We start from the raw sequence: 24,577 nt of genomic DNA, 5'->3' as shown, positions 1-24,577 counted from the left end.
CTAGGACGGATCGACATTCAAAATCCTCCCCCGCCAGGGGGAGGTGGCGCCGAAGGCGTCGGAGGGGGAGGTAAGCAATGCCCTCTCTAATTGAGCGCAGTGGTTCCGCCCCCTCCGTCACGCTGCGCGTGCCACCTCCCCCTGGCGGGGGAGGATTGAAACGCCTCGCTCGCCTGAATGTCGATACAGCCTAGTAGAAGACCGCCTCGTAGCGCACCCCGCCCTCGCCGCGGGCGATCGGCACGATGAAGATCTCGTGCTCGGCCTCGCCGCTCGCGAAGCGATAGATCGCCTGCGGCAGTACCGGCTCGTTCGGACCGAGGAATTCGAGCCGGAACGACCCGCCTTCGCGCCCCGAATCGGAGAGCGCCTGCGTCTTGTCGAGCGCGAGCGGAAAGACCCCGTCGCCTGCGGAAACGTCGTACACCGTGCCGGCCGCGAAGTCGGAAAGGCGCAGCGCCGTCATCGACCGATTCTCCCGAACGATGAAGGGACGGGAATGAAGGTCAGGCGCATGTCGGATCCTGCGGAGAGAGGGAGCTGGCAGGACTTTGACAGCGCCCCACCCGGCTCGCAAGCACTCAGAAGCTCAGGTCGAAGCCCAGCCGGATGCTGCGCGGCCTGAGCGGCGTGGTCTGGTCGCGATCGCGGATGAGGAAGGGCGAGCCCAATGCGAAGCGATTGCCGCGGGCATCGAGCAGATTGGTGAGCGCCAGGCTGATCCCGCGCCGCGCGTCGCCGACGCGGGCCTCGACGCCCGTGTCGAGATAGTCGCCCTGCAGCCGCCCGAGGATCGGACCTATCCCGAGCGTCGACTTGCCCACATAGCGCGCATAGCCGTTGGCGCTGAGCTCGAGATCGCCGCCCAGCGATTCGGTATAGGCGAAGCCCAGCCTGCCGCTGGCATCGGCGACGTTGGGCAGGCGCTCGATCTCCGCCGTCCCCAGTTCGAGCGGCAGGGTCACGAGCGAGCGTTCGGTCACCTTGCTGTCGTTGAGGTACAGCGCCGCGTCGAGCTCCAGCCCCGCGATCGGACGCCAGCGCGCGATCATGCCGAGCGAAAGGACGCGACCGTCGCCAGCATTGGCGGTGGTCGGGAAGCCGAAGCCGTCGACCAGGTCCGCCTGGATGTCGATCCAGCGCGTGGCCGATGCGCTCACCGCGAGATCGAGCGCCGGACTGCGATAGCGCGCGCCCGCCTCCATGGTCGACACCCGGTCCCCGGCGAAGCGCTGGATGAACTCGCGGCGGACGGCGATGCCCCCCGGCCGGAAGCCCTGCTGGTATCGCGCGAACAGGGTCAGCCGGTCCGCGGCGCGATAGGCTGCGGCGACGGAGGGGAGGAAGCGCGTCTCGGAGCGCGATGCGCGCGCCCCCGGATCGACGCGGAACGCGATCAGCTCCGCCACGTCCTCCGAGCTGCCCGACAGGCGCGCATGCGTCAGCCGCCCTCCCAGGGTGACCGTGAACTGCTCGATCGGCTCCGCGGTGAACTCGCCGTAGAGGGTCGCTTCCTCGACATGATTGGTGACCCCGGTCAACGGCACCCTCGACGGAGCGGCCTCCATGCGGCGATTGGTCTGTGCCTCGTTGCGCAGCAGGCTGGCGGCGAGCAGCCAGCCGGTGCCGTTCTCCCCGCGCCGAGCCAGCCGGAGCTCGCCGGTCACCATCGAGATCCGGTTTTCCTGTGAATAGGCGGCCGTCGGCGCGCTCACCGCGGGCCGCATCGCGGGATCGCCCGCATCGCTCAAGGCGGGCCCCTCGAACCGCTCGAACACATATTGACCGGCATAACCGAGCGAGGATGTCAGCTCGAGCGACCCCCAGTTCTTGCGCGCGACGAGATCGGCCAACCAATAATCGTTGCGGAAAGGCTGGGCGATGCCGCTCGCGCGATCGAGCTCGCCGATGTTGCGCTCGGCATATTGGCTGTCGTCGCCATGGATGCGCTGGCCCACCGCGTTCAGGTCGACCGTCCAGCCGTCGCCCGGATCGACGCGGAGCGCCGCGCGTCCGCCGAAAGTGCGGACCCGGTTGATGTCCTCGAGCCCGCGGCCGACATCGTCGATATAGCCGCCCTCGATCGATCCGAAGGCGAGCGCGCGAAGGCCGATCACGTCCTCCTTCAGGGGAATGTTGAGGATCGCGCCGCCGTCGACGCCGGGCTGGCCGTGCTGGACCGCCAGCACCCCGCCCCAGGCCGCGCCTTCGAACGTCCGCAGATCGGGCGAGCGCGGCACCACGCGCACCACGCCGCCGAGCGATCCGGCGCCGTAAAGCGTGCCCTGCGGCCCTTCGAGCACTTCGATGCTCTTGACGTCGTAGAGCCGCAAATTGGGGTCGGGCGCGCTATAGGTGATGCGGCTGTTCCCCCAATATTGCCCGACGGTCGACTGGGTCGGGCCGACGAAGCTCGAATCGGCGATGCCGCGGATGAACAGCTTGTTGCGACCGGGCCCGAGATGCGTCGAGGCCACGCTGGCGATCCGGGCCTCGATGGCTTCGGTCCCGCGCAGGCCTTCGGCAGGGGAAAGCTCCGATCCGGCGACGATCTGCACCCCGCCCGGATAGGCGCTCATCGGCACGTCGCGCTTGGTCGCGGTCACCACGATGTCGCCCGGAGTGGACGAGGATTCGGCCTGAACGACCGGCCTCGCCGCCGGCCGCGTGCGTCTGGCGACGGGCGGGGCGGCAAAGCGCTCGACGAGATAGGTCGCCGGCGCGACGCGGCGCGCGCGGAGCTCCATCCCGACCAGCATCCGCTCGAGCGCCTGCGAGGCGGTGAACCGCCCCCGCACCGCGCGCACGCGCACATGCGCCAGCTTCGGCTCGCGAAAGCCGATGCTGGCGCCGGTCTGCCGGCTGAGCAACTTTATCGCGGCGTCGAGCCGCGATGCGCCGATGTCGACCTCGGCCGCTCGCTCCTGCGCAAGCGCAGGAGACGCGACCATCAAGGAAACCAGGGCGAGGGGGCTAGCGGGGCGGACCATGGGCGGGGGACATCGTCCATCCTTCCCCTTCTGCAACGAACCGCACGCCGAGCAGCGGCCCGGCCCGCGCCAGCACTTCGTCGGGACTTCCCCGCAGCACCAGCGTTCCGCTGCCGACCGTCAGCCGCTCGCTGCCCGCGGCGGGCCGTATCGGCCGGCCCAGGCTGCGGCTCAGGTCGCGCGCCACCTGATCGAACGATGCATTGTCATATTGCAGCTCGCCCGAGGCCCAGCTTCCGATCGCCTGGGGACTGGCCTTGCCGAGCACGGGCCTGGCGCCCTTGCCCGCGCGCTGCAGCGTGTCCCCGGGCGCGAGCCGCACCTCGTTCGCGCCGGGTTCGAAGATCACCGCGCCTTCGGACACCGCGACTTCGATCGCATCGCCATCCTGCACCACGTTGAAGACAGTGCCGGCGTCGACCAGCTTCGTCCCGCCCGACAGGACGACGAAGGGATCGCTCGCGTCGTGCCGCACTTCGAACCGCGCCTCGCCCTGCGCCAGCGCAACCTGGCGGGGCATGTCGGGATCGATCGTCACGCGGGTGGCGCCGTTGAGCGTCATGCGGGAGCCGTCGGCAAGATCGATCGTGCGATGCTCGCCCGGCGCGGTGGCGATCTGCTGCGCCGGCGCGTCGCGGTCGAGCACCGCCCAGCCCCCCATCGCGGCGATGGCCGCCGCTACTGCCGCGCCGGCCGCAGGCCACCAGCTGCGGCGCGGCCGGGTCGTGACTTGCTCTACCCCGACGGGCGCGGGTGCCGAAGCGAGCAAATCCACTGCCCAGCCTTCGTCCGCCAGCGCCGCCTCATAGGCTACGAGATGCGCCGGGTCGCCCTCGAGCCATTCGGTGAAGCCGTCCCAATCGGCGAACGCCGGATCGCGGACGCGAATCGCCCAGAGCCGGCCCGCCTCCTCGATTTCCATATCCTGTGCGCTCATCGCCATGTCCCTATGACGGAGGCGGGGCGATTATTCCGCATCGAATTTCGCCCTGAGCTGCGCGAGCGCGCGATAGGCCTTCTGCAGGTCCTTCTCGACCGAACTCAGGCTGACCCCCAGCTCGCGCGCGATCGCCGCCTGGCCGACACCGTCGAGCCGGCATCGGCGGAACACCCGTTCGACGCGCGGCCCGAGCGCGGCGAGCGTCGACTGGACCTCGCGCAGCTGCTCGCGGGCAATGAGCGCACGCTCGCCCGGCGGCTCCTCCTCGTTCGACAGGCTGGCGTCGTGCCAGTCCTGCTGGCGCCGGTCGCGGCTCACGCTCGACCGCCTCCGGTCGCGGGCCAGATTCTCGGCGGCGCGGAACAGATAGGAGAGCGGATCCGCGATCGGTTGGGCAGGCGCGGCCGCGACCCGCTGCCACAGGTCGTGAAGCGCGTCCTCCGCATCGTCGCCCACGCCGCGCGCGGCGAGGAAACGCAGCAACCGGCTGCGCTCGTTCAGGATGACGCGCTGGAGGCCACTGATATCGTCGGCCGGACTCATCGGGCGCGGCAAAGCACGCCCCGGGATGCTTGCCAACCCCGGTACGGAATGTTCGGAGCGGGAAGATCGCCCTTTGGTCGCAAATGAGGCTTCATGATGGTTCAGAGCGCGGGCCCCTGCGGTTCAGCGGCGGCACGAGCCCGGGCGAAGGCCGAGACATGGGGCGTCTCCGCCTCGATCCAAGCCTTGGCCGGCGCCGGCGCCTCCGCGCCCAGATAGCGCAACGGATCGACGGCGCGGCCGCGGATGCGCACTTCGAAATGGAGATGGCTGCCGGTCGATCGCCCCGTCGACCCCATCAGGGCGACCGGCTGCCCCTGCTCGACACGCGCGCCGGGGCGCACGAGGATGCGCGACAGATGCGCGTAACGCGTGCCGAACGCTCCGTCGTGATCGATCTCCACCATCCCGCCATAGCTCCCCGCGGTGCCGGCGAAGCGCACGACGCCGGGCGCCGACGCCAGCACCGGCGTGCCGAGCCGCCCGGGAATGTCGATGCCGTAGTGCATCGCCGCTCCCCCGCGGATCGGATCGCCACGGCGCCCGAAATGCGAGGAAAGCCTGGGAAGTACCATGCGGGCGTCGGACGATCGTCGCGGCTCGGCCTCGATCGGAGCCGTCGGCGCCGCGCGCGCCGGATCGACCGGCGGCACCCGGAAGGCCGCATCGCGACCACCGGGAAGTTCGGTGATGCCCGGCGCCACTGGTCCTAGGTCCGGGGGGGACCATAGCGACAGAACCAGGGACAAAATGCCGGGCATCATTGTCCTGACGGAGCCGATCGGCCCGACCCGTACACATTAAATGAAAAAAATCCCGTGGGCCGAACCTTTGCGGAATCCCGCGCCAAGCTCCGTCTCACTCCCTGCCAGTACATGCTTTTTTGCCAGGGAGGCGCGGATGAATGCCACGGAACGCCGCATGCTCGACATGCTCAAGAAAGGTCGCGACCGCTATGGCGTCGTCGCGGTCAAGGCGGAGTTCGAGGCGGAGGGCACGCGGCCCGACGAGTTCCTGCGCCTGCTCGAGCTCGCGCATCGCGCCGACCTGAAGGTCGCGCTCAAGATCGGCGGGTGCGAGGCGGTTTCGGACCTGCTCGCCTCGAAGCTCTACGGCGTCGACCATGTGATCGCGCCGATGGTCGAGACGCCCTATGCCCTGACCAAGTTCGTCGAGGCCAAGGCCAAGACCTATGGCGACAACCCGCAGGGCACGCAGTTCCTGTTCAACCTCGAGACCGAAGCGACTCTGCGCAACCTCGACGCGATGCTGCCGATCGCCAAGGCCAAGCTCGACGGGATCGTCTTCGGCCGCGTCGACTTCACGCTCTCGCGCGGGCTGCCGCGCAAGGCGATCAACGAGCGTCAGATCACCGATGCGGTGCTGCAGGTCGCGCAGGCATGCGCCGCCAACGATCTCACCCTCGTGGTCGGCGGCTCGGTCGCGGTCGAGGCGGGCCCTGCACTCCGCGAGATCCGCGGCGTCCGGCTCGACCGGTTCGAGACCCGGAAGGTGATCTTCGACGGTTCGGCGGCGGAATCGCCGCTGTTCGATGCGGGCATCGCCAATGCCGTGGCGTTCGAGCTCGCCTGGCTCGAGAACAAGCGCGAATATTATCACGCGATCGCCGACGAGGACCTGTCGCGCATCCGGATGATCCAGGAACGCAGTTCCGACGCCACGATCAACCGGCTCGCGAGCGCGGCCGCCTGACCCATGCCACTGCACGAAGAAGTCTCGGCGCTGATGCGCGCCGTAGCCGCCGAGGTGGTGATGCCGCGCTTCCGCGGGCTCGCCGAACATGAAGTTGCGATCAAGAGCGCGGGCGAGATCGTCACCGTCGCCGATCGCGAGGCCGAGCTTCGTCTGCACGACGGGCTCATGGCGCTCGGGCTCGGCGCTCGGGTCCTCGGCGAGGAAGCGGTCGAGGAGGATCCCGCCCTGCTCGACGGCGTCGGAGAAGGGCTGGTCTGGCTGGTCGATCCGCTCGACGGCACCGCCAATTTCGCCGCCGGGCGCGCACCCTTCGGGATGATGATCGCGCTGGTCGAGAATGGCAGCACGGTCGCGGGGTGGATGCTCGATCCGCTGAGCGGCCGGCTCTGCCATGCTGTGCGCGGCATGGGCGCGACCTGCGACGGCGCGGTCGTCCGCGCCCGTCCGACCGGCGCGATACGCCCGCGCGCGGCGCTGGGCACGCACTTCCTCCCATCCGATCGGCGCGCGCGCGTCCACGCCCAGGCCGATCTGCACCTCGACGTCGTACCCGTCCCGCGTTGCGCCGCCGCGAGCTATCCCCGTCTCGTGCGCGGCGAGGATGACGTCGCCCTGTTCCAGCGCATCCTCCCCTGGGATCACGCCGCCGGCGCACTGTTCGTGACCGAGGCCGGCGGCATGGTCACGCATTGGGACGGCTCCCCTTGGCGCGTCGGCGGTCCTGGACGCGGCGTGCTCGCTGCCGCAACTCCCCGGCTGTGGGAACGCGCTGCCGATGTCCTGCTGAGTCCGGCGGCCGGACTCGTCGAAAGAGATCGCCTCGCCGCATGATTGCTCGCTGGAAGCTTCTCACGGGCTGCGCGCTCGTCTCAGCTGTGCCCGTGCCCGTCGCTGCGCAGATCGCCTCTCCGGTCGCGACGACGCAGCAGGCGACCAATCCGCTCGCGCGCGGCGCCGCCGCGGCGCAGGTGGCCGTCCCACCCAGCGAAGTCGCCCCTTATCAACCGACGGTGATCGAGGCGCCCGTTCCCGATCCGTCCGAGCAACCACGGGAGGTGCCCGCGAAGCCGACACCACCGACGCCTCCCAGCGAGTTCGAGGCCTTCGTATCGGCCGCGGCGGGCACGCCGCTACGGCGTTTCGGCGCCGAGCTGCTCGTGCCCGGTGCGCGCGACTTCACCGCCGGGCCGAGCGCCACCGTGCCGCCCGACTATCGCCTCAACCCCGGCGACCAGCTGCTCCTCGGTCTCACCGGCTCGGTCCAGGCGGCCAATCTCCGGCTGACGATCGACAGCGAGGGGCGCATCTTCGTTCCCCGGATCGGCGCGATCGCGCTCGCGGGCGTGCGCTACGGCGATCTGCACGACGTGATCGCGCGGCGCGTCTCGCGGCAATATCGCGGCTTCCAGCTCGAAGTGACCGTGGCGCGGCTGCACGGCGTGACCGTCTACGTCACCGGCTTCGCCGCGATGCCGGGCTCCTACACCGTCGGCAGCCTGTCGACCCTGGTCAACGCCGTGCTGGCATCGGGCGGCCCGGCCGCCGGCGGCAGCTTCCGCTCGATCCAGCTGCGCCGCGGCGGCCAATTGGTCTCGGATTTCGATCTCTACGACCTGTTGCTCAAGGGCGACCGCAGCGGCGACGCGGTGCTCCAGAACGGCGACGTCATCTACATCGCCCCGGCAGGCGAGCAGGTCGCGGTGATCGGCAGCGTCAACCGCGAGGCGATCTTCGAGGTCGGCCCCGGCGAGACGCTCGACGATGCGATCCGCTACGCGGGCGGCGTCAACACCGTGGCCGATGCCAGCCGGCTGATGGTGTTCGACTCGCTCGGCCGCGAGCAGACCGGCTGGGAGCAATTGAGCGCGGCGGAAGCGGGAACCCGGAAGGCGCGCCGCGGCGACATCGTCCGCGTGCTCTCCAATGTCGGCATCGCCCGCCCGCTCGCGCAGCAATCGGTGCTGGTCACGATCAGCGGCGAAGTGTCGAAGCCCGGCCGCTATTATTTCAAGCCCGGCACCAGCCTCTCCGAAGTGGTGGCCGAGGCCGGCGGGCTGACGCCGCAGGCCTTCCCCTATGCCAGCGTCATCACGCGCGAGAGCGTCAAGGCGCAGCAGCAGCAGAGCTTCGAGCGCGCCGTGGAGGATGTCGAGCTTTTGCTCACCTCGCAGCCGGTCACTTCGGCCAATCGCGCCCAATTGGTCCAGCCGGCCAATCTCGCGCTCGTCCGCTCGATCGTCGAGCAATTGCGCGAGCGCAAGCCCAGCGGGCGGCTGGTGTTCGACCTGCCGGTGACCGCACGCGCGCTGCCCGCCGAGCTGATCCTCGAGAATAACGACACCATCTACGTCCCGCCGCGACCGGTGACGGTCGGCGTGTTCGGCGCGGTGCCGACGCCCGCTTCCTTCGCCTGGCGCGAGGGTGCGACGATCGGCGACTTCGTCCACTCGGCGGGCGGCGTGCAGAAGCTGGGCGACAAGAGCGAAATCTTCGTCGTCCGCGCCAACGGCACCGTGCTGGCGGACGGCAAGCGCGTGCTGCGCGCCCCCGCTCTGCCGGGCGACCTGGTCTATGTCCCCATCGACGCGAACCGCGGCGAGTTCTGGGCGCGGCTGCGCGACATCACCGGCACCCTGTTCGGCGGGCTGGTCGGCGCGGCCTCGATCAAGGGGCTGGCCAATTGAGCCTGATCGCGATCCTGGCGGAGCCGCGTCGGCGGCGGATCGGCTATGCGGTGCTGGCCGTCGTCCTCGCTTTGCTCTGCCTCTTCCCGCAGCCCTTCGTCGCCCGCGCCAAGCTGGTGCCGCAGGACAATAACAGCATCGGGCTCGGCTCGATGATGAACGCGCTGGGCGGCCAGCTCCAGGGTTTCGCCGCGCTGTTCGGCGGCGCCAAGCAGCCGATCGACATGTACCTCGCGATCGCGCGCGGCACCGAAGTCACCGACGCCGTGATCGGCAAGCTCAAGCTGGTGGGCCCCGACGGCTATGCCAGCCAGGACCGCGCCCGCGTCGCGCTGGCGAAGAAGGCCGACATCCACTCGCTGACCGGCGGGATCGTCGAGGTCGAAGTGCGCACCCACGACGCCGCGCAGGCCGAGGCGATGACGCGCGCTTATGTCCAGGCGATCAGCGACCGGATCATCGCGCTCGGGCGCGACCGCGTCCGCCGCAAGCGCGAGGTGGTGCAGGAGCGCTTCAAGGAGGCGGCCGGTCGCGTGGTGAGGAGCGAGGCAGCGCTGAACGACTTCCGGCGCCGCAACCGGCTCGCCGAGCCCGAGGCGCAACTGGGCTCGGCGCTGTCGCTGCGCGCGGGGCTCGAGGCGCAGCTCCAGGCGAAGCTCGTCGAGCTGCAGACGCTCCAGCGCTTCCAGGGCGAGGAGAATCCGCAGCTCCAGGCAGTCCAGTCCGAAGTCGCCTCGCTGCGCGGTCAGATCGCGCGCACCGCGAGCCCGAGCGCGGGCGTCGCCGGCCCCAACGTCGCCGGCCTGTCCGAGGTCTCGGGCGAATATCTAAACCTCTATCGCGACTATCGCTTCGCCCAGGCGCTGTACGAGGTCTATGCGCGCTCGTCCGAAGAGGTCGCGGTCGAGACGCTCGCGGCGGAGACCGCGTCGGACGTGCAGCTGATCGAAGCGCCGCGGCTCGACTCCGACCGCAAGTACAATGTCCCCGCAGTCGCGCTGCTCGCGCTGCTGATCGCGCTCGCTTTGTTCACCGAGCTCTACGCGCCCGCGACCGGTATCGACCTCCGTCTCGGACGCAAGGCCGCGCAATGACCCCCGAGCTGTCGATCGTCATCCCCTGCTACAACGAGGAGGAGAATGTCCGCGCGATCTGCGCCGCGGTGACCGCCGAGGCGGTGCGGCACGCGCGCTCGCACGAGATATTGCTGATCGACAATTGCTCCACCGACGCCACCCGCGAGCATATGCGCGCGCTCTGCGCCGAGGATCCGCGTATCCGCGCGATCTTCAACAACCGCAATTACGGCCAGATGCGCTCGCCGACCTATGGCATCTACCAGGCCGAGGGCGCGGCGGTGATCGGCATGTGCGCCGACTTCCAGGATCCGCCCGCGATGATCGGCGAATTCGTCCGCCAGTGGCGCGCGGGCGCGCAGATCGTGCTCGGACAGCGGCGATCGGAGCGCGCATCGCCGCTGCTGGGCGCCACGCGCCGGCTGGGCTACGCCTTCCTGCGCAGGTTCGGCGACTATCCGGTGATTCCCGGCGCGACCGGCTTCGGCCTGTTCGACCGCGCGGTGGTCGACACGCTGGCGGCGTGGAACGAGCCCGAGCCCTTCTTCCGCGGCATGCTCGTCGAGAGCGGCTTCCGGCTCGCCGTGGTGCCTTTCGACCGGCCCGAACGCGTCGCGGGCACGAGCAAGAACGGCTTCGGCGCGCTCGCGTCCTTCGCGCTGTCGGGGCTGGCCGGATCGGCCAAGTCGTTGCTGCGGGCACCGATAGCGCTCTCGTTCGTCGCGGGAGGAATCGCCTTGCCGCTTCTGGCCGCAGCGGCAACCGCCGCTCTGCTCGGCGGCCCTAGCCTCGCCCTGCTCGGCTTCGCGATCGCCTTCGCCATGTTCGCCATCGTCCTGCTGTTCCTCGGCCTGATCGGCGATCAGGTGCGCATGCTCGCCGAGCGCAGCCGCAACGTGCCGCTGGTGATCGAGGCCGAGCGTATCAACTTCCCCCCCGAGCGCGCGCGCCCCGCCATGCGCACCCTGATCCGGCGGCCGTGAACGGGCGCCTGCGCCTCCTGCCCGAGCTGCTGCTCGCGCTCGCCGTGGTTGCGAGCCTGGCGTCCACCGCTTTGTGGTTTCGTGCGACCGGCTATCTGCCGCAGCCCTTCGTGTTCGACACCAACGACACCTTCATGGACTGGTTCAACACCGCTTATTGGGCCAACCACCCGGGTGCGTACGACGTCTGGCGGAGCATCTATCCGCCGCTCTCCTTCGTGTTCCTCGACATCTTCAGCCTGCCAGGCTGCTATCTCCAGTCGCCCTTCCACGCCCGCGACTGCGACTGGCTCGGCCGGGCGGTGATCTTCGCCTTCTACCTGCTCGACGTGCTGCTCGTCTGGCTGAGCTTCCGCCGCATCGACCCGCGCACCGCGCCGATGCGCACGATCGCTTTCGGCCTGGGACTCCCCCTGTTGTTCACGCTCGAGCGCGGCAACCTCATCCTCGTCGCCTTCGCCGCCTTCGTCATCGCGCACGGTCCGCTGGTAACGCGCGGCCCGTGGCGCTGGCTGGCCGCAGCGGCGACGATCAACTTCAAGCCCTATCTGCTCCTCCCCGTGCTCGCGCACGCGGTGAAGCGCGACTGGCGGGCGCTCGAACTGGCGGGGATCGCGACGGTCTTCGTCTATCTCGTCACCCTGGCGATCGTCGGCGCCGGCACGCCGATGGAGCTGGTCGCCAACACCGCCAACTGGGTGGTGTTCCAGAGCGGGCAGGTGTGGAACGAGATCCATTATTCGACCAGCTATGCGCCGCTGCTGCTGGTGCGGAACTCGCAGATCCCGGTGCTCCAATTCGTGCCCTCGCGCACCGTCGAGACCATCGAGTTCCTCGTCCCCATCGTGATCCGCGCGAGCCAGCTCGTCGCGTTGCTGGCGCTGGCGGGCGCGTGGCTCCAGCCCAGGGCGCTGCCGCTCCACCGCATCTCGACGATCCTGCTCGCCGCCTATCTCGTGACGCAGTCGCCCGGCGGCTACACCCAGACCTTCCTGCTCTTCCTCGTGCTGCTCGAGCCGTGGAAGGGCGCCAGCCCGATCGTCGCGATCACCTGCGCCTATCTGCTCTGCCTCGTCACCGATTGGCCGCTCTCGACCGTGCTCGAACTCTCGACCAACAGTTGGCTGAGCGGCCGACCGGTGACGCCGAGCTTCGGGCTCGCGATCGGCCATTTCGTGCGGCCGGGGCTGGTGGCGCTGATCCTCTGGGCGCTGGCGATCGACAGTCTCGTTCGGGTGGCGCGCGCGCACCGGACGCATCGTCCGTCGCTCTGGCTGGTACCGGCATGATCTTCGAGCAGGACATGGCGGCGATCAGCGCCGCGCTCGCCCCGCTCTGGCCGCGGCTTTCCGGCGCGCGGATCTTCATGACCGGGGGCACCGGTTTCATCGGCCGCTGGATGCTCGAGGCGCTCGCGCGTTCGGGCATCGATGCCGAGGTCACGCTGCTCAGCCGCGATCCCGAAGGCTTCAGGGCACGCGCACCGCACCTCGCCGCGCGCTTCCGGCTCGTCGCCGGCGACGTGACGCGCTTCCCCGTGCCCACCGCCGACTATACGCACGTCATCCACGCCGCCACCGATGCGAGCGCGGCGCTCAATGCCAGCGATCCACGGCGGATGTTCGACACGATCGTCCAGGGCACCCGGAACGCGCTGGATCTCGCCAATAGCTGCGGCGATGCGCGCTTCTTCTTCCTCAGCTCGGGCGCGGTCTATGGCGCCCAGCCGCCGCACGTGACGCATGTCGCAGAGGACTGGCGCGGCGGGCCGGACCCGTGCGATCCGCTTTCGGCCTATGGCGAGGGCAAGCGCGCGGCGGAGATGCTCTGCGCGATCTATGCCAGGCAGTTCGGCCTCGACGTCGTCAATGCGCGCATCTTCGCGTTGCTCGGCCCCCTGCTCTCACTCGACATCCATTTCGCGGCGGGCAATTTCATCCGCGACGCGATGCAGGGGCGGACGATCCGCGTGGTCGGGTCGGGCGAGGCGGTGCGCTCCTATCTCTACGCCGCCGATCTCACCGTCTGGCTCTGGACGCTGCTGATCGCCGGTCAGCCCGGTACCGTCTGCAATGTCGGATCGGAGGAAGCGATCTCGATCGCCGACCTCGCCCGCCGCACCGCGGCCTTGCTCGGCGGCCCGGGCGTCGAGATCCTCGGCAAGCCCGATCCCGGCTGGAATCCCGGCCGCTACGTGCCTTCGACCGCACGCGCGCGCGCCGAGCTCGGCGTCGCCGCGACGGTCAAGCTCGACGACGCGATCCGCCGCACCGCGCTCTCCAACGGATGGAAACCATGACCCTAGTGAAGCTCGCCGACTGGGTGGCCGACAGGCTCGCCGCGCACGGCGTCGACCATGTCTTCATGCTCACCGGCGGCGGCGCGATGCACCTCAACCACGCGCTCGGTACGCATCCGAAGCTCGCCACCACCTTCACCCATCACGAGCAGGCGCTCGCGATGGCGGCCGAGGCCTATTACCGGCTGACCAATCGCCTTGCCGTGGTCAACGTGACCTCGGGCCCCGGCGGCACCAACGCGATCACCGGCGTCTATGGCGCCTATGTCGATTCGATCGGCATGCTGGTGATCTCGGGCCAGGTGAAGACCGAGACGACGGTGCGCGCCACCGGCCTGCCGCTGCGCCAGTTCGGCGACCAGGAGCTCGACATCGAGGAGCTCGTCCGCCCGATCACCAAATATGCGACGATGGTCACCGACCCGCTCAGCATCCGCTACCATCTCGAAAAGGCGCTCTACCTCGCCAAGTCCGGCCGCCCCGGTCCGGTCTGGCTCGACATCCCGCTCGACATACAGGCGGCGAAGATCGATCCATCGCAACTGGTGGGCTTCGATCCAGCCGAACTCGACGAGCCGTGGAAGGCGACTGATCTTAACGCCACCGCCCGCGCCATCCTCGACAAGCTCCGGACCGCCGAGCGTCCCGTCGTCTTCGCCGGCAGCGGCGTGCGGCTGAGCGGCGCCTATGCCGACTTCCTGCGCCTGATCGAGAAGCTAGGCGTCCCCGTCGTCACCGGCTGGAACGCGCACGACGTGCTGTGGAACGCCCACCCGCTCTATGCCGGCCGCCCCGGCACGGTCGGCGATCGCGGCGGCAACATGGTCACGCAGAGCGCGGATCTGCTGCTCATCCTCGGCAGCCGGCTCAACATCCGCCAGGTCAGCTACAATTGGAAGACCTTCGCGCGCGAAGCCTTCAAGATCTGGGTCGACATCGACCCCGTGGAACTGCGCAAGCCCACCGTCACGCCCGACATGCCCGTCGTCGCCGATCTCGCCGACCTGATCCCGGCGCTCCTCGAAGCGCCCTACGAGGGGCCCGCGTCCGCGCACGGCGAATGGCTGGAATGGTCGCGCGAGCGCGTCTGGAATTTCCCGGCCGTGCTCCCCGAATATCGCAACCACGGCCCCGCCGTGCACCCCTATGTCGCAATGGACGCGCTGTTCGCCCGGCTCGGCGAGGACGACGTCGTCGTCACCGGCAACGGCAGCGCCTGCGTGGTCAGCTTCCAGGCCGCCGAGATCAAGCGTGGCCAACGGCTCTGGACCAATTCGGGCTGCGCGACGATGGGCTACGACCTGCCCGCCGCGATCGGCGTCTGCGCCGCGACCGGCGGCAGGCAACGCGTGATCGCGATCGCCGGCGACGGCAGCATCATGATGAACCTGCAGGAGATGCAGACCATTGCGGGCTACGGCCTGCCGGTGAAGGTCTTCCTGATCAACAACAACGGCTATGTCTCGATCTTCCAGACCCACCGCAATTTCTTCAACGGCGTCGAGGTCGGCGGAGGCCCGAAGAGCAACGTCACCTTCCCCGATTTCTCCAAGGTCGCGGCGGCGTTCGGCTTCGCCTATTTCCGCGCGGATTCGCACAACCAGCTTCCCGGCGCGATCGAGGCGGCGCTGGCCGCCGACGGTCCGGTGGTCTGCGAGATCTTCGTCGACGAACATGTCGCCTTCGCACCAAAGCTCAGCGCCAAGGCGCATCCCGACGGCCGGATAACCTCGCCGCCGCTCGAGGATCTCTCGCCCTTCCTCCCGCGCGAGGTGCTGCGCGAGAACATGCGCGTCGCGCTGCTGGAGGAGGAATGATGCCACGCGCCGAACGTCCGCTCCGCTTCATGCTGGCCGGCGCGGCGAACACCGCGTTCGGGCTGGCGATCTATCCGCTGCTGCTGTGGAGCGTGCCGGCGTTCCATACGCATTATCTGGTCGCGCTCGCCGCCGCCCAGGCGATCAGCCTGTGCTTCGCCTTCGCGACCTACAAAATCGGCGTGTTCCGCACCCGCGGCAACGTCGCGCGCGAGTTCGGCGCCTTTTCGAGCTTCTATCTGTTCAACTATGCCGCCAACTGGGCCGCGCTGCCGCTGCTCGTCGAATTGGGCGGCGTGCCCCCGATCGTCGCACAACTCGGCTTCACCGCCGCGCTGATCCTCGGCAGCTGGTTCTGGCACAGCCGCGTCACCTTCCGATCCGCCGGAGACCTGGCATGAGCGAATTCCTCCACCGCGCCTGCCCGGCCTGTGGTGCCAGCCACACGCGCGAGGAAGCGCACAGCCCGGTCCGCGCCGAGACGATGAACGTCGAGGCATTGCGTCCCTATTGGTCGGGGCTGTTCAGCGAGAAGCGCTTCTTCACCTATCATCGCTGCCTCGGCTGCGGGCTGCTCTACAATCCGCGCTTCTTCGACGGCGCGCGGCTCGGTGAGCTCTATTCGAGCATGGCGCCCAACATGGAGATCGTCTCGAACGATGCCATCGCGGCCACCCAGAAGGGCTATTTCGACGCAGCCGCGGCGCATGCGCAGCTCGACGGCGGCTATCTCGAAATCGGTCCCGATACCGGCCATATCGTCCGCGAGGCGGCGACGCGCGGCACCTTCGCGCATTTCTGGCTGTTCGAGCCCAATCGCGCGATCCACGAGACGCTGGTCGCCTCGGTGGACGGACGGCCGGCAAGCGTGCTCACCGACATGGACGACCTGTCGCCGGTGCCGGACGGATCCGTCGGGCTCGCGGTGATGGTGCATGTGCTCGACCACCTGCTCGATCCGCTGGCGATGCTGACCCAGATCCGCGCCAAGCTGCGGCCCGGCGGCACGCTGCTGATCGTGACGCACAACGAGAAGTCGCTGCTGCGCCGGCTGATGGGCATGCGCTGGCCGCCCTTCTGCCTCCAGCATCCCGAGCTCTACAATCCGGCGACGATCACCGCGCTACTCGGCCGCGCAGGCTATGCCGGCGCGCGCGTGACGCGCAGCCGCAACTATTTCCCGGTCGCGTTCCTCGCGCGCCAGGCGGCCTGGACCGTCGGGCTCGAGCTCGATCGGGTGCCGCTGCCCGCCTTCTCGCTCGGGCTGCGGCTGGGCAACATGTTAACTTTGGCGACTGTCGCCTAAACTACCGTCATCCCCGCGAAAGCGGCACCGGTGCATTGTGCGGCACGTCCGGGAGATGGGCCCCCGCCTTCGCGGGGGTGACGGAGGGATGGTTGGCTGCCGCCGAATAGTCCATGATCTGGGCGAGGGTGACCACGCGGGCATCCTCGCCCCGCCCGATCGCCTTGTGCCAGGCGACGATCCAGTCGAGCGCCTGTTCGAGGTTCAACGTCGGACGCCAGCCCAAAGCCGCGCGCGCCTTCGAGCAGTCGAGCCGCAACAATCCCGCCTCGTGCACGCGTGAAGCGGTATCGGCGACGGGCCTGGCCGCCTCGCCGCCCCAGGCCGCGCGCATGCGCTCGACGATCCACGAAACTGGCTGCGTGTCGTCGTCCGAAGGGCCGAAGTTCCACGCATCGGCGAACTGGCGCTCCCCGGCCAGCAGCCGTTCGGCGATCCGCAGATAGCCGCCCAGCGCTTCGAGCACGTGCTGCCATGGCCGCACCGCATTCGGCGAGCGGATCAGCGGCGCGGCGCCCGCCTCGAACGCGCGGATCAGGTCCGGCACCAGCCGGTCGCCGGCCCAGTCGCCCCCGCCGATGACGTTGCCCGCGCGTACCGTGGCGAGCGCGGGCCCTTTGGCGAAGAATGAGCTGCGATACGCCGCCGCGACCAGCTCGGCGCACCCCTTGCTGCTGCTATAGGGGTCGTGCCCGCCCATCGGGTCGTTCTCGCGATAGGGCCAGACCCATTCGCGGTTCTCGTAGCATTTGTCGCTGGTGACGCAGACGATCGCCTTGACGTCGGGCGCGCGCCGCGCGGCTTCGAGCAGATGCACCGTCCCCATCACATTGGTCGCATAGGTCTCGACCGGCTCGCGATAGGAGAGCCGCACCAGCGGCTGCGCGGCGAGGTGAAAGATCACTTCGGGCCGCGACGCCTCCACCACCGCGCGCACCGCGGCCAGGTCGCGGATATCGCCTTCATGATGCTCGATCAGCTCGCCGATGCGCGCCGCGTCGAACAGGCTCGGCTCGCTGGGCGGCGGCAATGCGAAGCCGGTGACCTCGGCGCCGAGCGCGTGCAGCCACAGGCTCAGCCAGCTGCCCTTGAATCCGGTATCGCCGGTGACGAGGACCCGGCGCCCGCGCCAGCCGTTCACCAGCGCTTCCACGGCGCGTTGCCCGCCTTCCACAATTCGTCGAGGTAGAGTTTGTCGCGCAGCGTATCCATCGGCTGCCAGAAGCCGTCGTGGCGATATCCCATCAGTTCACCGCCGCGCGCGAGCCGTTCGAGCGGGCCGGCCTCCCACACGGTATCCGGCCCGTCGACCAGGTCGAGCACCGAAGGATCGGCGACGAAGAAGCCGCCGTTGATCTGCCCGCCGTCGCCCGCGGGCTTTTCCTTGAAGTCGACCACCTTGCCCGCATCGAATTCGAGCGCGCCGAAGCGGCCGGGGGGCGAAACCGAAGTGATCGTCGCGCGCCGGCCGTGCGCCTTGTGGAAGTTTACCAGCGCGCCAACGTCGATGTCCGCCACGCCGTCACCATAAGTGAAGCAGAAGGGCTCGCCGGGATCGAGATAGGGGCGGATCGCCGCGAGCCGGCCGCCGGTCATCGTCGTCGCGCCGGTCTCCACCAGCGTGATCCGCCACGGCTCGCTGCGCGCATAATGGACCTCCATGCCGTTGCCGCCGCGCAGATCGATCGTCACGTCGGAGGTATGGAGGAAATAGTTCGCGAAGAACTCCTTGATCAGATAGCCCTTATAGCCGAGGCACACGACGAAGTCGTTGAAACCGCTCGCCGAATAGATCTTCATGATGTGCCAGAGGATCGGCATCCCGCCGATCTCGACCATCGGTTTCGGCCGCACCGACGTCTCTTCGCCGAGCCGGGTGCCCAGACCGCCGGCCAGGATTACGGTTCGCATCGTCACTCCACGTCATCACTTCAGCACGATGACGTTCCCCTCCCCCCCAGCCCGTAAGTCGCCCCGCGATTCCTGGACGCAGCGAGGCCTGCTGCTCCTGATCCTGCTGCTCGCGGCGGGGCTGCGCGTGCGCGGGATCGGCTTCGGGCTTCCCGCGCTCAACGATCCCGACGAGCCGCTGTTCATGATGACCGCGATCGAGATGCTGCGGAACCACAGCCTGAACCCAGGCTGGTTCGGCCATCCGGGCACGATCACCCTCTATTGCCTAGCGCTGATCAGCCTCGCCGTCGGCGTGATCGGCATCGCGACCGGCCGCTACGCCGATGCCGACGCCTTCGTGAGCGCGGTCTATGCGGACCCGGGGATCCTCTTCCTCCCCGCCCGGCTGTTCATCGCCACCTGCGGCGTGCTCTGCGTCTATCTCACCTGGCGGCTGGGCCGACGGATCGGCGGCACGCGGACGGGGCTGCTCGCGGCGGCCTTCCTCGCGGTCAACGCGGTGCATATCGACACTTCGCAGCTCATCCGCACCGACATCCAGGCCAGCGTCTTCATGCTGCTCTGCCTGTCGTCCACGCTCGCGATCGTCGAGCATGGCAGGCTGCGCGACTATCTGCTGGCGGGCATCTTCGTCGGGCTCGGCTGCGCCACCAAATGGCCCGCCGCCACGGTCGCGCTGAGCCCGGTCGCCGCGGGAATCTGGCGCATCGCCCGGGGCAGCCCGGATGGACGCAAGCTCCTGCTGTTCGCCGGCGCCGCGGTGGCGACGCTGTTCGTGGCGTCGCCCTATCTCCTGCTCGACTATCCCGCCGTCGTCCGCAATCTCACCGGCGAGGCGCGTCCGATGCATCCGGGCGCCACCGGCGGCGGCTTCCTCGCCAATCTGGCCTGGTATGCCGGTCCCCTGCGTACTTCCTTCGGCGCGGCGGGCGTCGCGCTCGCCGCGCTCGGCGCCATCCTGCTGCCGCTCCGCAACCGCGTGGCGGCGATCGCGCTGCTGCCGGGCATCGCCGCCTTCGCCGTGCTGATCTGCATCCAGGCGCTGCGCTGGGAGCGATGGCTGATCCCATTGCTCCCCTTCACGGCGATCGCCTGCGGTTATGCCGTACACGCGCTGGCGGACATGGTGCGCGCACGCACGGGGAGGCCGCTGCGCGCGCTCGAGCCGCTGGCCGCTCTGTTGCTCGTGTTCCCGATGCTGCACACGACCCAGCTCCGGGCGGTCGCGCGGGCCAACGATACCCGCCAGCTGGCCTCGGCCTGGATCCATGCGCACGTGCCGGCGGACAGCACGATCCTGGTCGAGCATGCGGCGATCGACCTGGTCTCCGGCCCCTGGAAGCTGCTCTTCCCGCTCGGCAGCGCCGGATGCGTCGATGCGCGCGCCGCGCTGGCGGGACGGATCCGTTATGCCGAAGTCGAGAAGCTGCGCTCGGGCAGTCCGATCGTCGACCTGGCGAGCGTCGACATGCCACGCCTCGCCGGCTGCCGTGCCCGCTACCTGATCCTGAGCCACTATGACCGCTATCGCGACGCGCGGACGAGCTATGCCCAGGAATGGCGGCGTTACGCGGCGCTCACCCAAGGGAGCGCGCTCCGCGCCGTCATAGCACCCGTCGACGGCCGGCGCGCCGGGCCGACCATCCATATCTTCGAGACCGTTCGACCGCCGTCTCCGCGATAGACCGCGGCGATAGACCGCGGCGGAATCCGTCGCGCCAGGATCCGGTTTCGCCGCGCCACAGCGGAAAGGGAGTCGTTGGCGACTTCCGACTCCAACTGTGTCCGAACTTTTCCCGAGAACCGGCCCAGCGACGACGCGGTGGCACACCTGATACCGTAACCACCTGATCTTGAAACAAATTCACTGATCCGGGGGCGCGACTTTCAGGTGCCTGCGCCGCGCAACAACGTCGAGCGTCTCCGCCGACGCACGCCTCGAGAGGCGGCGCGGCAGACAAACAGAGGACTGGTAATGATCAATCGAAGCACCACGATGGCCCGGCTGTTGCTCGGGTCCACTGCGATCTGCGCGGCCTTGCTGACGGCGCCTGCTCATGCGCAGGATGCAGGCGGCCAGGCAGCACCGGATCCCGCCCCCGCGGCGGAGGCTCCGGCCGCCACTACCCAGGAGCAGCCGGCACAGCTCGACACCGCCGAGCCGGTGCAGGCCGCCGCCGCGGAAGACGCCGCTTCCGACGAGACCATCGTCGTCACCGGCTCGCTCTTCCGCCGGACCAACACCGAGACGCCCTCGCCCGTCACCGTGCTTTCCGCGCAATCGATGGAGGAGCGCGGCCTCAACACGGTCGCCGAAGCGCTGCAGCGCGTTTCGGCCGGCAATGCCGGCACGATCACGGCCGGATGGAACAACGGCCACAATTTCGCGGCCGGCGCGACCGCCATCTCGCTGCGCGGCCTGACGGTACAGGCCACTTTGAGCATCTTCGACGGCCTGCGCATGGCGCCCTATCCGCTCGCGGACGACGGCCAGCGCAACTTCGTCGACCTCAACACCATCCCCAGCGCGATCGTCGATCGCATCGAAGTGCTGCGCGACGGCGCCTCCTCGACCTATGGCGCCGATGCGGTGGCGGGCGTGGTCAACGTCATCACCAAGAAGGAGGTGCAGGGGCTGCATCTCAACGGCTCGGCGGGCATCTCGCAGCGCGGCGACGCCGGCGAGCGCCGGTTCGACGCGACCTGGGGCTATGGCGATCTCACCGAGCACGGCTTCAACTTCTATATCAGCGGCGAATATCAGAAGCAGGACACGCTCTGGGCGCGCGACCGCGGCTATCCGTTCAACACCGCCGACTGGAGCAGAATCTGCAACGGCGCCGGCTCGTGCCTGCCGAATCTGAACGGGAACGGCATCAGTGCCGACGGTTCCGCCCGACTCTTCTTCAACCCGCCCGGCATCGCGCTGACGCGTCCCGTCACCACCGCCGGGGCCGAAACGGGCAGCGGGCGGTTCAGCTACCTGAATCCGGCGCTGGGATGCGGCCGGTGGTCGCCGGTACAACTCACGGCGGCGCAGCAGGCCGGATCGACGACCGCTCCGGCGGCCGGCAACGTCTGCGAGATCAACAACGTCGCGGCCTATGGCATGATCCAGCCCGAGATCGAGCGTTTCGGCGTCTCGACGCGCTTCACGGCGAATCTTGGCGAGAACCATCAGCTCTACGTCCAGGGCAATTTCTACCAGACGGACAGCTTCGCCACGCTGTCGGCCCTCAGCTTTCGCGGAACGCCGACCAACCCGACCAGCGGCGCAGGCCTCTACAATCTGATCTCCCCGGTCTATGTTTGCGCCACCGGCGTCGGCACGCTGAACGGCACGAACACCGGCTGCACCGCCGCCAACGGCAGGCTCAATCCCTACAATCCCTATGCCGCGGCGGGGCAGACGGCGCAGATGCTGTTCACGCCGGATCGTCCGCGTACCGACGAGACCTCGGCGCGCGCGCTGCGCGGCGTGATCGGCCTTTCGGGGTCGCTCGGTGAAGGGTGGGACTATTCGGCCGACTTCACGGCCTCGAACGTCAAGCTCAATCGAGTCCAGAACGGCTACGCGATCCCGCAGCGGATCATGGACGCGCTTGCCCGGGGCACGTTCAATTTCGCCAATCCCGATGCGAACCCCCAATCGGCTTGGGATTTCGTCATGCCGGCAAGCGTCACCGATTCGAACTCCGATCTCTGGCAAGGCACGGCGAGCGTCTCGCACACGGTGCTCGATTTGCCGGGCGGGCCGCTTCAGGCGGCGGCGGGCGTCGCCTATCGCCATGAATCGATCAATGCACCCAGCGCCAACCCGCAGAACGATGCGCATCCCTATGATCGCTATTACGGCGTCAACGCCGTGGGCACCGCGGGCAGCCGCAACGTCTTCTCGGCCTTTGGCGAGATCGGCGCGCCGATCGTCAAGCAATTCGAGCTGAACCTATCGGGTCGCTACGATTCCTATTCGACCGGCCAGAAGAACTTCTCGCCGAAGGTGGGCGCAAAGTTCACGCCGATCCCGCAGGTGGCGTTCCGCGGCACCTGGTCGAAGGGCTTCCGCATCCCCAGCTTCAACGAAGCATTTGGTCTCCCGACCACCGGGTTCGTCAGCCGTGGCGGCGGCACTTTCTGCACGACCTTCGCGGCCTTCTGCCAGGCGCACCAGAACAACAGCTATGCCACCGACCCGTTCTCGATCGGCCTGGTCAGCACCGGCAACCCGAAGCTCAAGCCCGAAAGGTCGCAGAATCTCACCTTCGGCGCGATCTTCGAGCCGATCCGCAATGTCAGCTTCACGATCGATTTCTGGCGGATCAAGGTCCGTGATCAGATCGTCGGCATCACCGACACGGGGCCCGCGGTTCGGCAATATTATCTGAACAACGGCGTCGTGAACATTCCGGGCATCGTCGTTACGCCCGGCACGCCGGACACGGCCTTCCCCGGCGCCTTGCCGCATATCGGGTTCATCGAGGCATCCTATGTCAATGCGAACCAGCAGGTGGTGCAAGGCGTCGACTTCGGCGCAAACGCCAGCTTCAACATCAGCGACGGCGTCAAGCTGGCCAGTTCGTTCGAGGCCTCGTACCTCGACAAGAACCACCTTACGATCCTGGACCCGTTCACGGGCGAAGCAGCCGAGCCGCTGAAATTCGAGGGCACGCTGAGCCCGTGCAACACCACATCGTGCTCGGGTTCGCCGCGCTGGCGCGCCAGTTGGCAGAACACGCTGACCTTCGGCGACACCACCGTGTCGGCGACCGCCTATTACACCGCCGGTTACGACGTGGCCCAGGTCGATTTCGGCGCCACGCCGGGCGACTGCGAGAGCGCGGTGGTGGCCGGTGCGCTAGCCTATCCCGATGGGTCCCCGGTTCAATGCCGTTCGAAGGCGATCTGGAACGTGGATCTCACCGCATCGCACAAGATCGGCGAGCAGTTCACCATCTACGCCAACGTGCTCAACCTGCTGGATACCGATCCGCCGTTCGATCCGAACGCGGCGTACGGCCTCTATGGCTACAACCCGGCCTGGGCCGGTCCGAACATCCTCGGGCGCTACTTCCGCCTGGGCGTCAAGCTCGACTTCTAGAGCAGGATGACTTGAGCTGGACCCATTCTCCCTCCGTTCGTTTCGAGCGAAGTCGAGAAACGGGTCTCAAGCGCGTGTAAGGTTTCTCGACTTCGCTCGAAACGAACGGGGGAAGGTAAAGTCATCAGACTCTAGAAGGATCGGCGACCTCTTGGGGGCGGCGGCAATCGCCGCCCCTTCTTTTTGCCCGTCAGACGACGGGATGGGCGACCAGCACCCCGCGCAGCCGAGGCGCTACAGCCGCGCGGTTCGCGCCAGCCGTTCGCGCAGCAACCGGGAATATCGCGCGCTGACGCTGAGCCGGGTCCCACAGCGCAACTCCACTTCCACGATCCTGTTTCCGTCCCGCTTGAATGCGGCGATCTGCGTCAGCTGCACGAAGGACGACCGGTGCACGCGCACCAGGCCATGGGGATCGACCCGCATCTCCAGGTCGTACATCTTCAATCGCGCCATATGGGTCCGCTGCTCGGTGTGCAGCAGGACATACTCGCCCTGCGCCTCTATCCGCGTGATCGTGCCGATCGGCACGAAGACCGCCCCACCGACCGTCTTGACCCAAAGCCCTTCGCGCCGGTGGCCGCCATCGGCATTGGACCTGTCCGCGGCGAGTCCCTGGCTCGCCAGCCTGTTATAGCGCGCGCGCTCCACCGCCGCGCACAGGCGGTCGAACGCCACGGGCTCGAGCAGATAGTCGGCCGCGTTGCAGGAGAAGGCGTCCGCCGCCCAATCGCGGGAGCGCGCCACGAAGACGATCTCGACGTCCCGCGCCGCCGAAGCGACGTCGAAGCCGCTGCCGTCGGGCATGTCCACGTTCACGATGAGAAGGTCGGGCCGCATCGCGCCGACGGCCTTGCGCGCATCGGCCCCCGAATGCATGGCGCCGATGATTTCGACCCCCGGCATGGCGGTCAGCATCCTGCGAAGCCGGTCGAGGCCTCCCGGCCAATCCGCCAGCAGTATGCGGATCGCTCGCCCTCGCCGCAGGATCTCGTCGCCGGCATGGTCCGCCAAATAGGCCGTGCTGTTCATCTGGCGCACCTCGCGGTTGAGTCACAGCCGCTCTTCGCGAGCACCGTCCGGACGCTCCGCAACCCGACCGCCGCCTTTCAACCACAGTTTCTCCGCCGGGCACCAGACGCGCCCGCCGGCTTCGTCGCTCGCGGCTCCGTCCTGGTCGAAAATCCACGGCGCGGCACGCCTCAACAGCT

At 68.5% G+C, this 24,577-nt stretch carries 20 protein-coding genes; 12 read left to right on the top strand and 8 right to left on the bottom strand.

Features of this window, described 5'->3' with window-relative positions; translation table 11 throughout:
- Positions 1-190: 190 nt before the first annotated feature.
- The 5 genes from MT490_RS01840 to MT490_RS01820 all read right to left on the bottom strand — a co-directional run bounded on the left by MT490_RS01840 (position 191) and on the right by MT490_RS01820 (position 5,177).
- Entirely contained in the window at positions 191-466 is a 276-nt protein-coding gene (locus MT490_RS01840; RefSeq protein ID WP_297383756.1) for a hypothetical protein, read from the bottom strand.
- A 115-nt stretch (positions 467-581) separates the two neighbouring features.
- Positions 582-2,951 carry a TonB-dependent receptor gene (locus MT490_RS01835; protein WP_297383755.1) on the bottom strand — a complete coding sequence of 790 codons (2,370 nt, stop codon included), beginning with the start codon at positions 2,949-2,951 and terminating at the stop codon, positions 582-584.
- Positions 2,952-2,973: 22 nt separating this feature from the next.
- Positions 2,974-3,927 (bottom strand): FecR domain-containing protein, encoded by a 954-nt coding sequence (locus MT490_RS01830; RefSeq protein WP_297383753.1) that lies wholly within the window; start codon positions 3,925-3,927, stop codon positions 2,974-2,976.
- A 30-nt stretch (positions 3,928-3,957) separates the two neighbouring features.
- Positions 3,958-4,473 carry an RNA polymerase sigma factor gene (locus MT490_RS01825; protein WP_297383751.1) on the bottom strand — a complete coding sequence of 172 codons (516 nt, stop codon included), beginning with the start codon at positions 4,471-4,473 and terminating at the stop codon, positions 3,958-3,960.
- Positions 4,474-4,574: 101 nt separating this feature from the next.
- Positions 4,575-5,177: a M23 family metallopeptidase gene (locus tag MT490_RS01820; protein ID WP_297383750.1), complete on the bottom strand. Its 603-nt coding sequence runs from the start codon at positions 5,175-5,177 to the stop codon at positions 4,575-4,577.
- A 196-nt stretch (positions 5,178-5,373) separates the two neighbouring features.
- Here MT490_RS01820 and MT490_RS01815 point away from each other — a divergent pair, with 196 nt between their 5' ends.
- The 10 genes from MT490_RS01815 to MT490_RS01770 are packed head-to-tail and all read left to right on the top strand — an operon-like array spanning position 5,374 to position 16,354.
- The gene (locus tag MT490_RS01815) at positions 5,374-6,186 is read left to right on the top strand and encodes an aldolase/citrate lyase family protein (RefSeq protein ID WP_297383749.1); all 813 of its coding nucleotides are present in this window, start codon (positions 5,374-5,376) and stop codon (positions 6,184-6,186) included.
- Between the two features lie 3 nt (positions 6,187-6,189).
- On the top strand, positions 6,190-7,020 hold the full coding sequence (locus tag MT490_RS01810; RefSeq protein WP_297383747.1) for an inositol monophosphatase: 831 nt from the start codon (positions 6,190-6,192) through the stop codon (positions 7,018-7,020).
- 50 nt (positions 7,021-7,070) lie between these two features.
- Entirely contained in the window at positions 7,071-8,873 is a 1,803-nt protein-coding gene (locus MT490_RS01805) for an SLBB domain-containing protein (RefSeq protein WP_297383746.1), read from the top strand.
- Positions 8,870-9,967: a capsule biosynthesis protein gene (locus MT490_RS01800; protein WP_297383744.1), complete on the top strand. Its 1,098-nt coding sequence runs from the start codon at positions 8,870-8,872 to the stop codon at positions 9,965-9,967. The genes MT490_RS01805 and MT490_RS01800 overlap by 4 nt, the downstream gene beginning before the upstream one ends.
- Complete coding sequence (locus MT490_RS01795; RefSeq protein WP_297383742.1) at positions 9,964-10,932, top strand: glycosyltransferase family 2 protein; 969 nt, start codon at positions 9,964-9,966, stop codon at positions 10,930-10,932. Before MT490_RS01800 ends, MT490_RS01795 begins: the two co-directional genes overlap by 4 nt.
- Positions 10,929-12,221: a hypothetical protein gene (locus MT490_RS01790; protein WP_297383740.1), complete on the top strand. Its 1,293-nt coding sequence runs from the start codon at positions 10,929-10,931 to the stop codon at positions 12,219-12,221. Before MT490_RS01795 ends, MT490_RS01790 begins: the two co-directional genes overlap by 4 nt.
- A complete protein-coding gene (locus MT490_RS01785) occupies positions 12,218-13,231 on the top strand; it encodes an NAD-dependent epimerase/dehydratase family protein (RefSeq protein WP_297383738.1) in 1,014 nt (337 codons plus the stop codon). The genes MT490_RS01790 and MT490_RS01785 overlap by 4 nt, the downstream gene beginning before the upstream one ends.
- The gene (locus MT490_RS01780) at positions 13,228-15,048 is read left to right on the top strand and encodes a thiamine pyrophosphate-binding protein (RefSeq protein WP_297383737.1); all 1,821 of its coding nucleotides are present in this window, start codon (positions 13,228-13,230) and stop codon (positions 15,046-15,048) included. The genes MT490_RS01785 and MT490_RS01780 overlap by 4 nt, the downstream gene beginning before the upstream one ends.
- Positions 15,048-15,449: a GtrA family protein gene (locus tag MT490_RS01775; protein ID WP_297383736.1), complete on the top strand. Its 402-nt coding sequence runs from the start codon at positions 15,048-15,050 to the stop codon at positions 15,447-15,449. The genes MT490_RS01780 and MT490_RS01775 overlap by 1 nt, the downstream gene beginning before the upstream one ends.
- Entirely contained in the window at positions 15,446-16,354 is a 909-nt protein-coding gene (locus tag MT490_RS01770) for a class I SAM-dependent methyltransferase (RefSeq protein ID WP_297383735.1), read from the top strand. Before MT490_RS01775 ends, MT490_RS01770 begins: the two co-directional genes overlap by 4 nt.
- 7 nt (positions 16,355-16,361) lie before the next feature.
- On the opposite strand, the gene rfbG is transcribed toward MT490_RS01770, so the two are convergent.
- Positions 16,362-17,507 carry a CDP-glucose 4,6-dehydratase gene (gene rfbG / locus MT490_RS01765; protein WP_297383733.1) on the bottom strand — a complete coding sequence of 382 codons (1,146 nt, stop codon included), beginning with the start codon at positions 17,505-17,507 and terminating at the stop codon, positions 16,362-16,364.
- Positions 17,492-18,265, bottom strand: a complete 774-nt coding sequence (rfbF, locus tag MT490_RS01760) for a glucose-1-phosphate cytidylyltransferase (protein WP_297383731.1) — start codon at positions 18,263-18,265, stop codon at positions 17,492-17,494. The genes rfbG and rfbF overlap by 16 nt, the downstream gene beginning before the upstream one ends.
- Positions 18,266-18,293: 28 nt before the next feature.
- Here rfbF and MT490_RS01755 point away from each other — a divergent pair, with 28 nt between their 5' ends.
- Complete coding sequence (locus MT490_RS01755) at positions 18,294-19,952, top strand: glycosyltransferase family 39 protein (protein WP_297383729.1); 1,659 nt, start codon at positions 18,294-18,296, stop codon at positions 19,950-19,952.
- A 291-nt stretch (positions 19,953-20,243) separates the two neighbouring features.
- Positions 20,244-23,366, top strand: coding sequence for a TonB-dependent receptor (locus MT490_RS01750; protein WP_297383728.1), 3,123 nt, complete (start codon positions 20,244-20,246; stop codon positions 23,364-23,366).
- A 234-nt stretch (positions 23,367-23,600) separates the two neighbouring features.
- Here MT490_RS01750 and MT490_RS01745 read toward each other — a convergent pair whose 3' ends face one another.
- Positions 23,601-24,398, bottom strand: coding sequence for a LytTR family DNA-binding domain-containing protein (locus MT490_RS01745; RefSeq protein ID WP_297383727.1), 798 nt, complete (start codon positions 24,396-24,398; stop codon positions 23,601-23,603).
- Between the last annotated feature and the right edge of the window lie 179 nt (positions 24,399-24,577).

This window comes from Sphingomonas sp. (genome assembly GCF_026460985.1).
In the GTDB taxonomy this organism is placed as follows: Bacteria; Pseudomonadota; Alphaproteobacteria; order Sphingomonadales; family Sphingomonadaceae; genus Sphingomonas.
The sequence above is the reverse complement of the archived record's forward strand: the minus strand, read 5'-3'. Positions and strand labels throughout refer to the sequence as shown.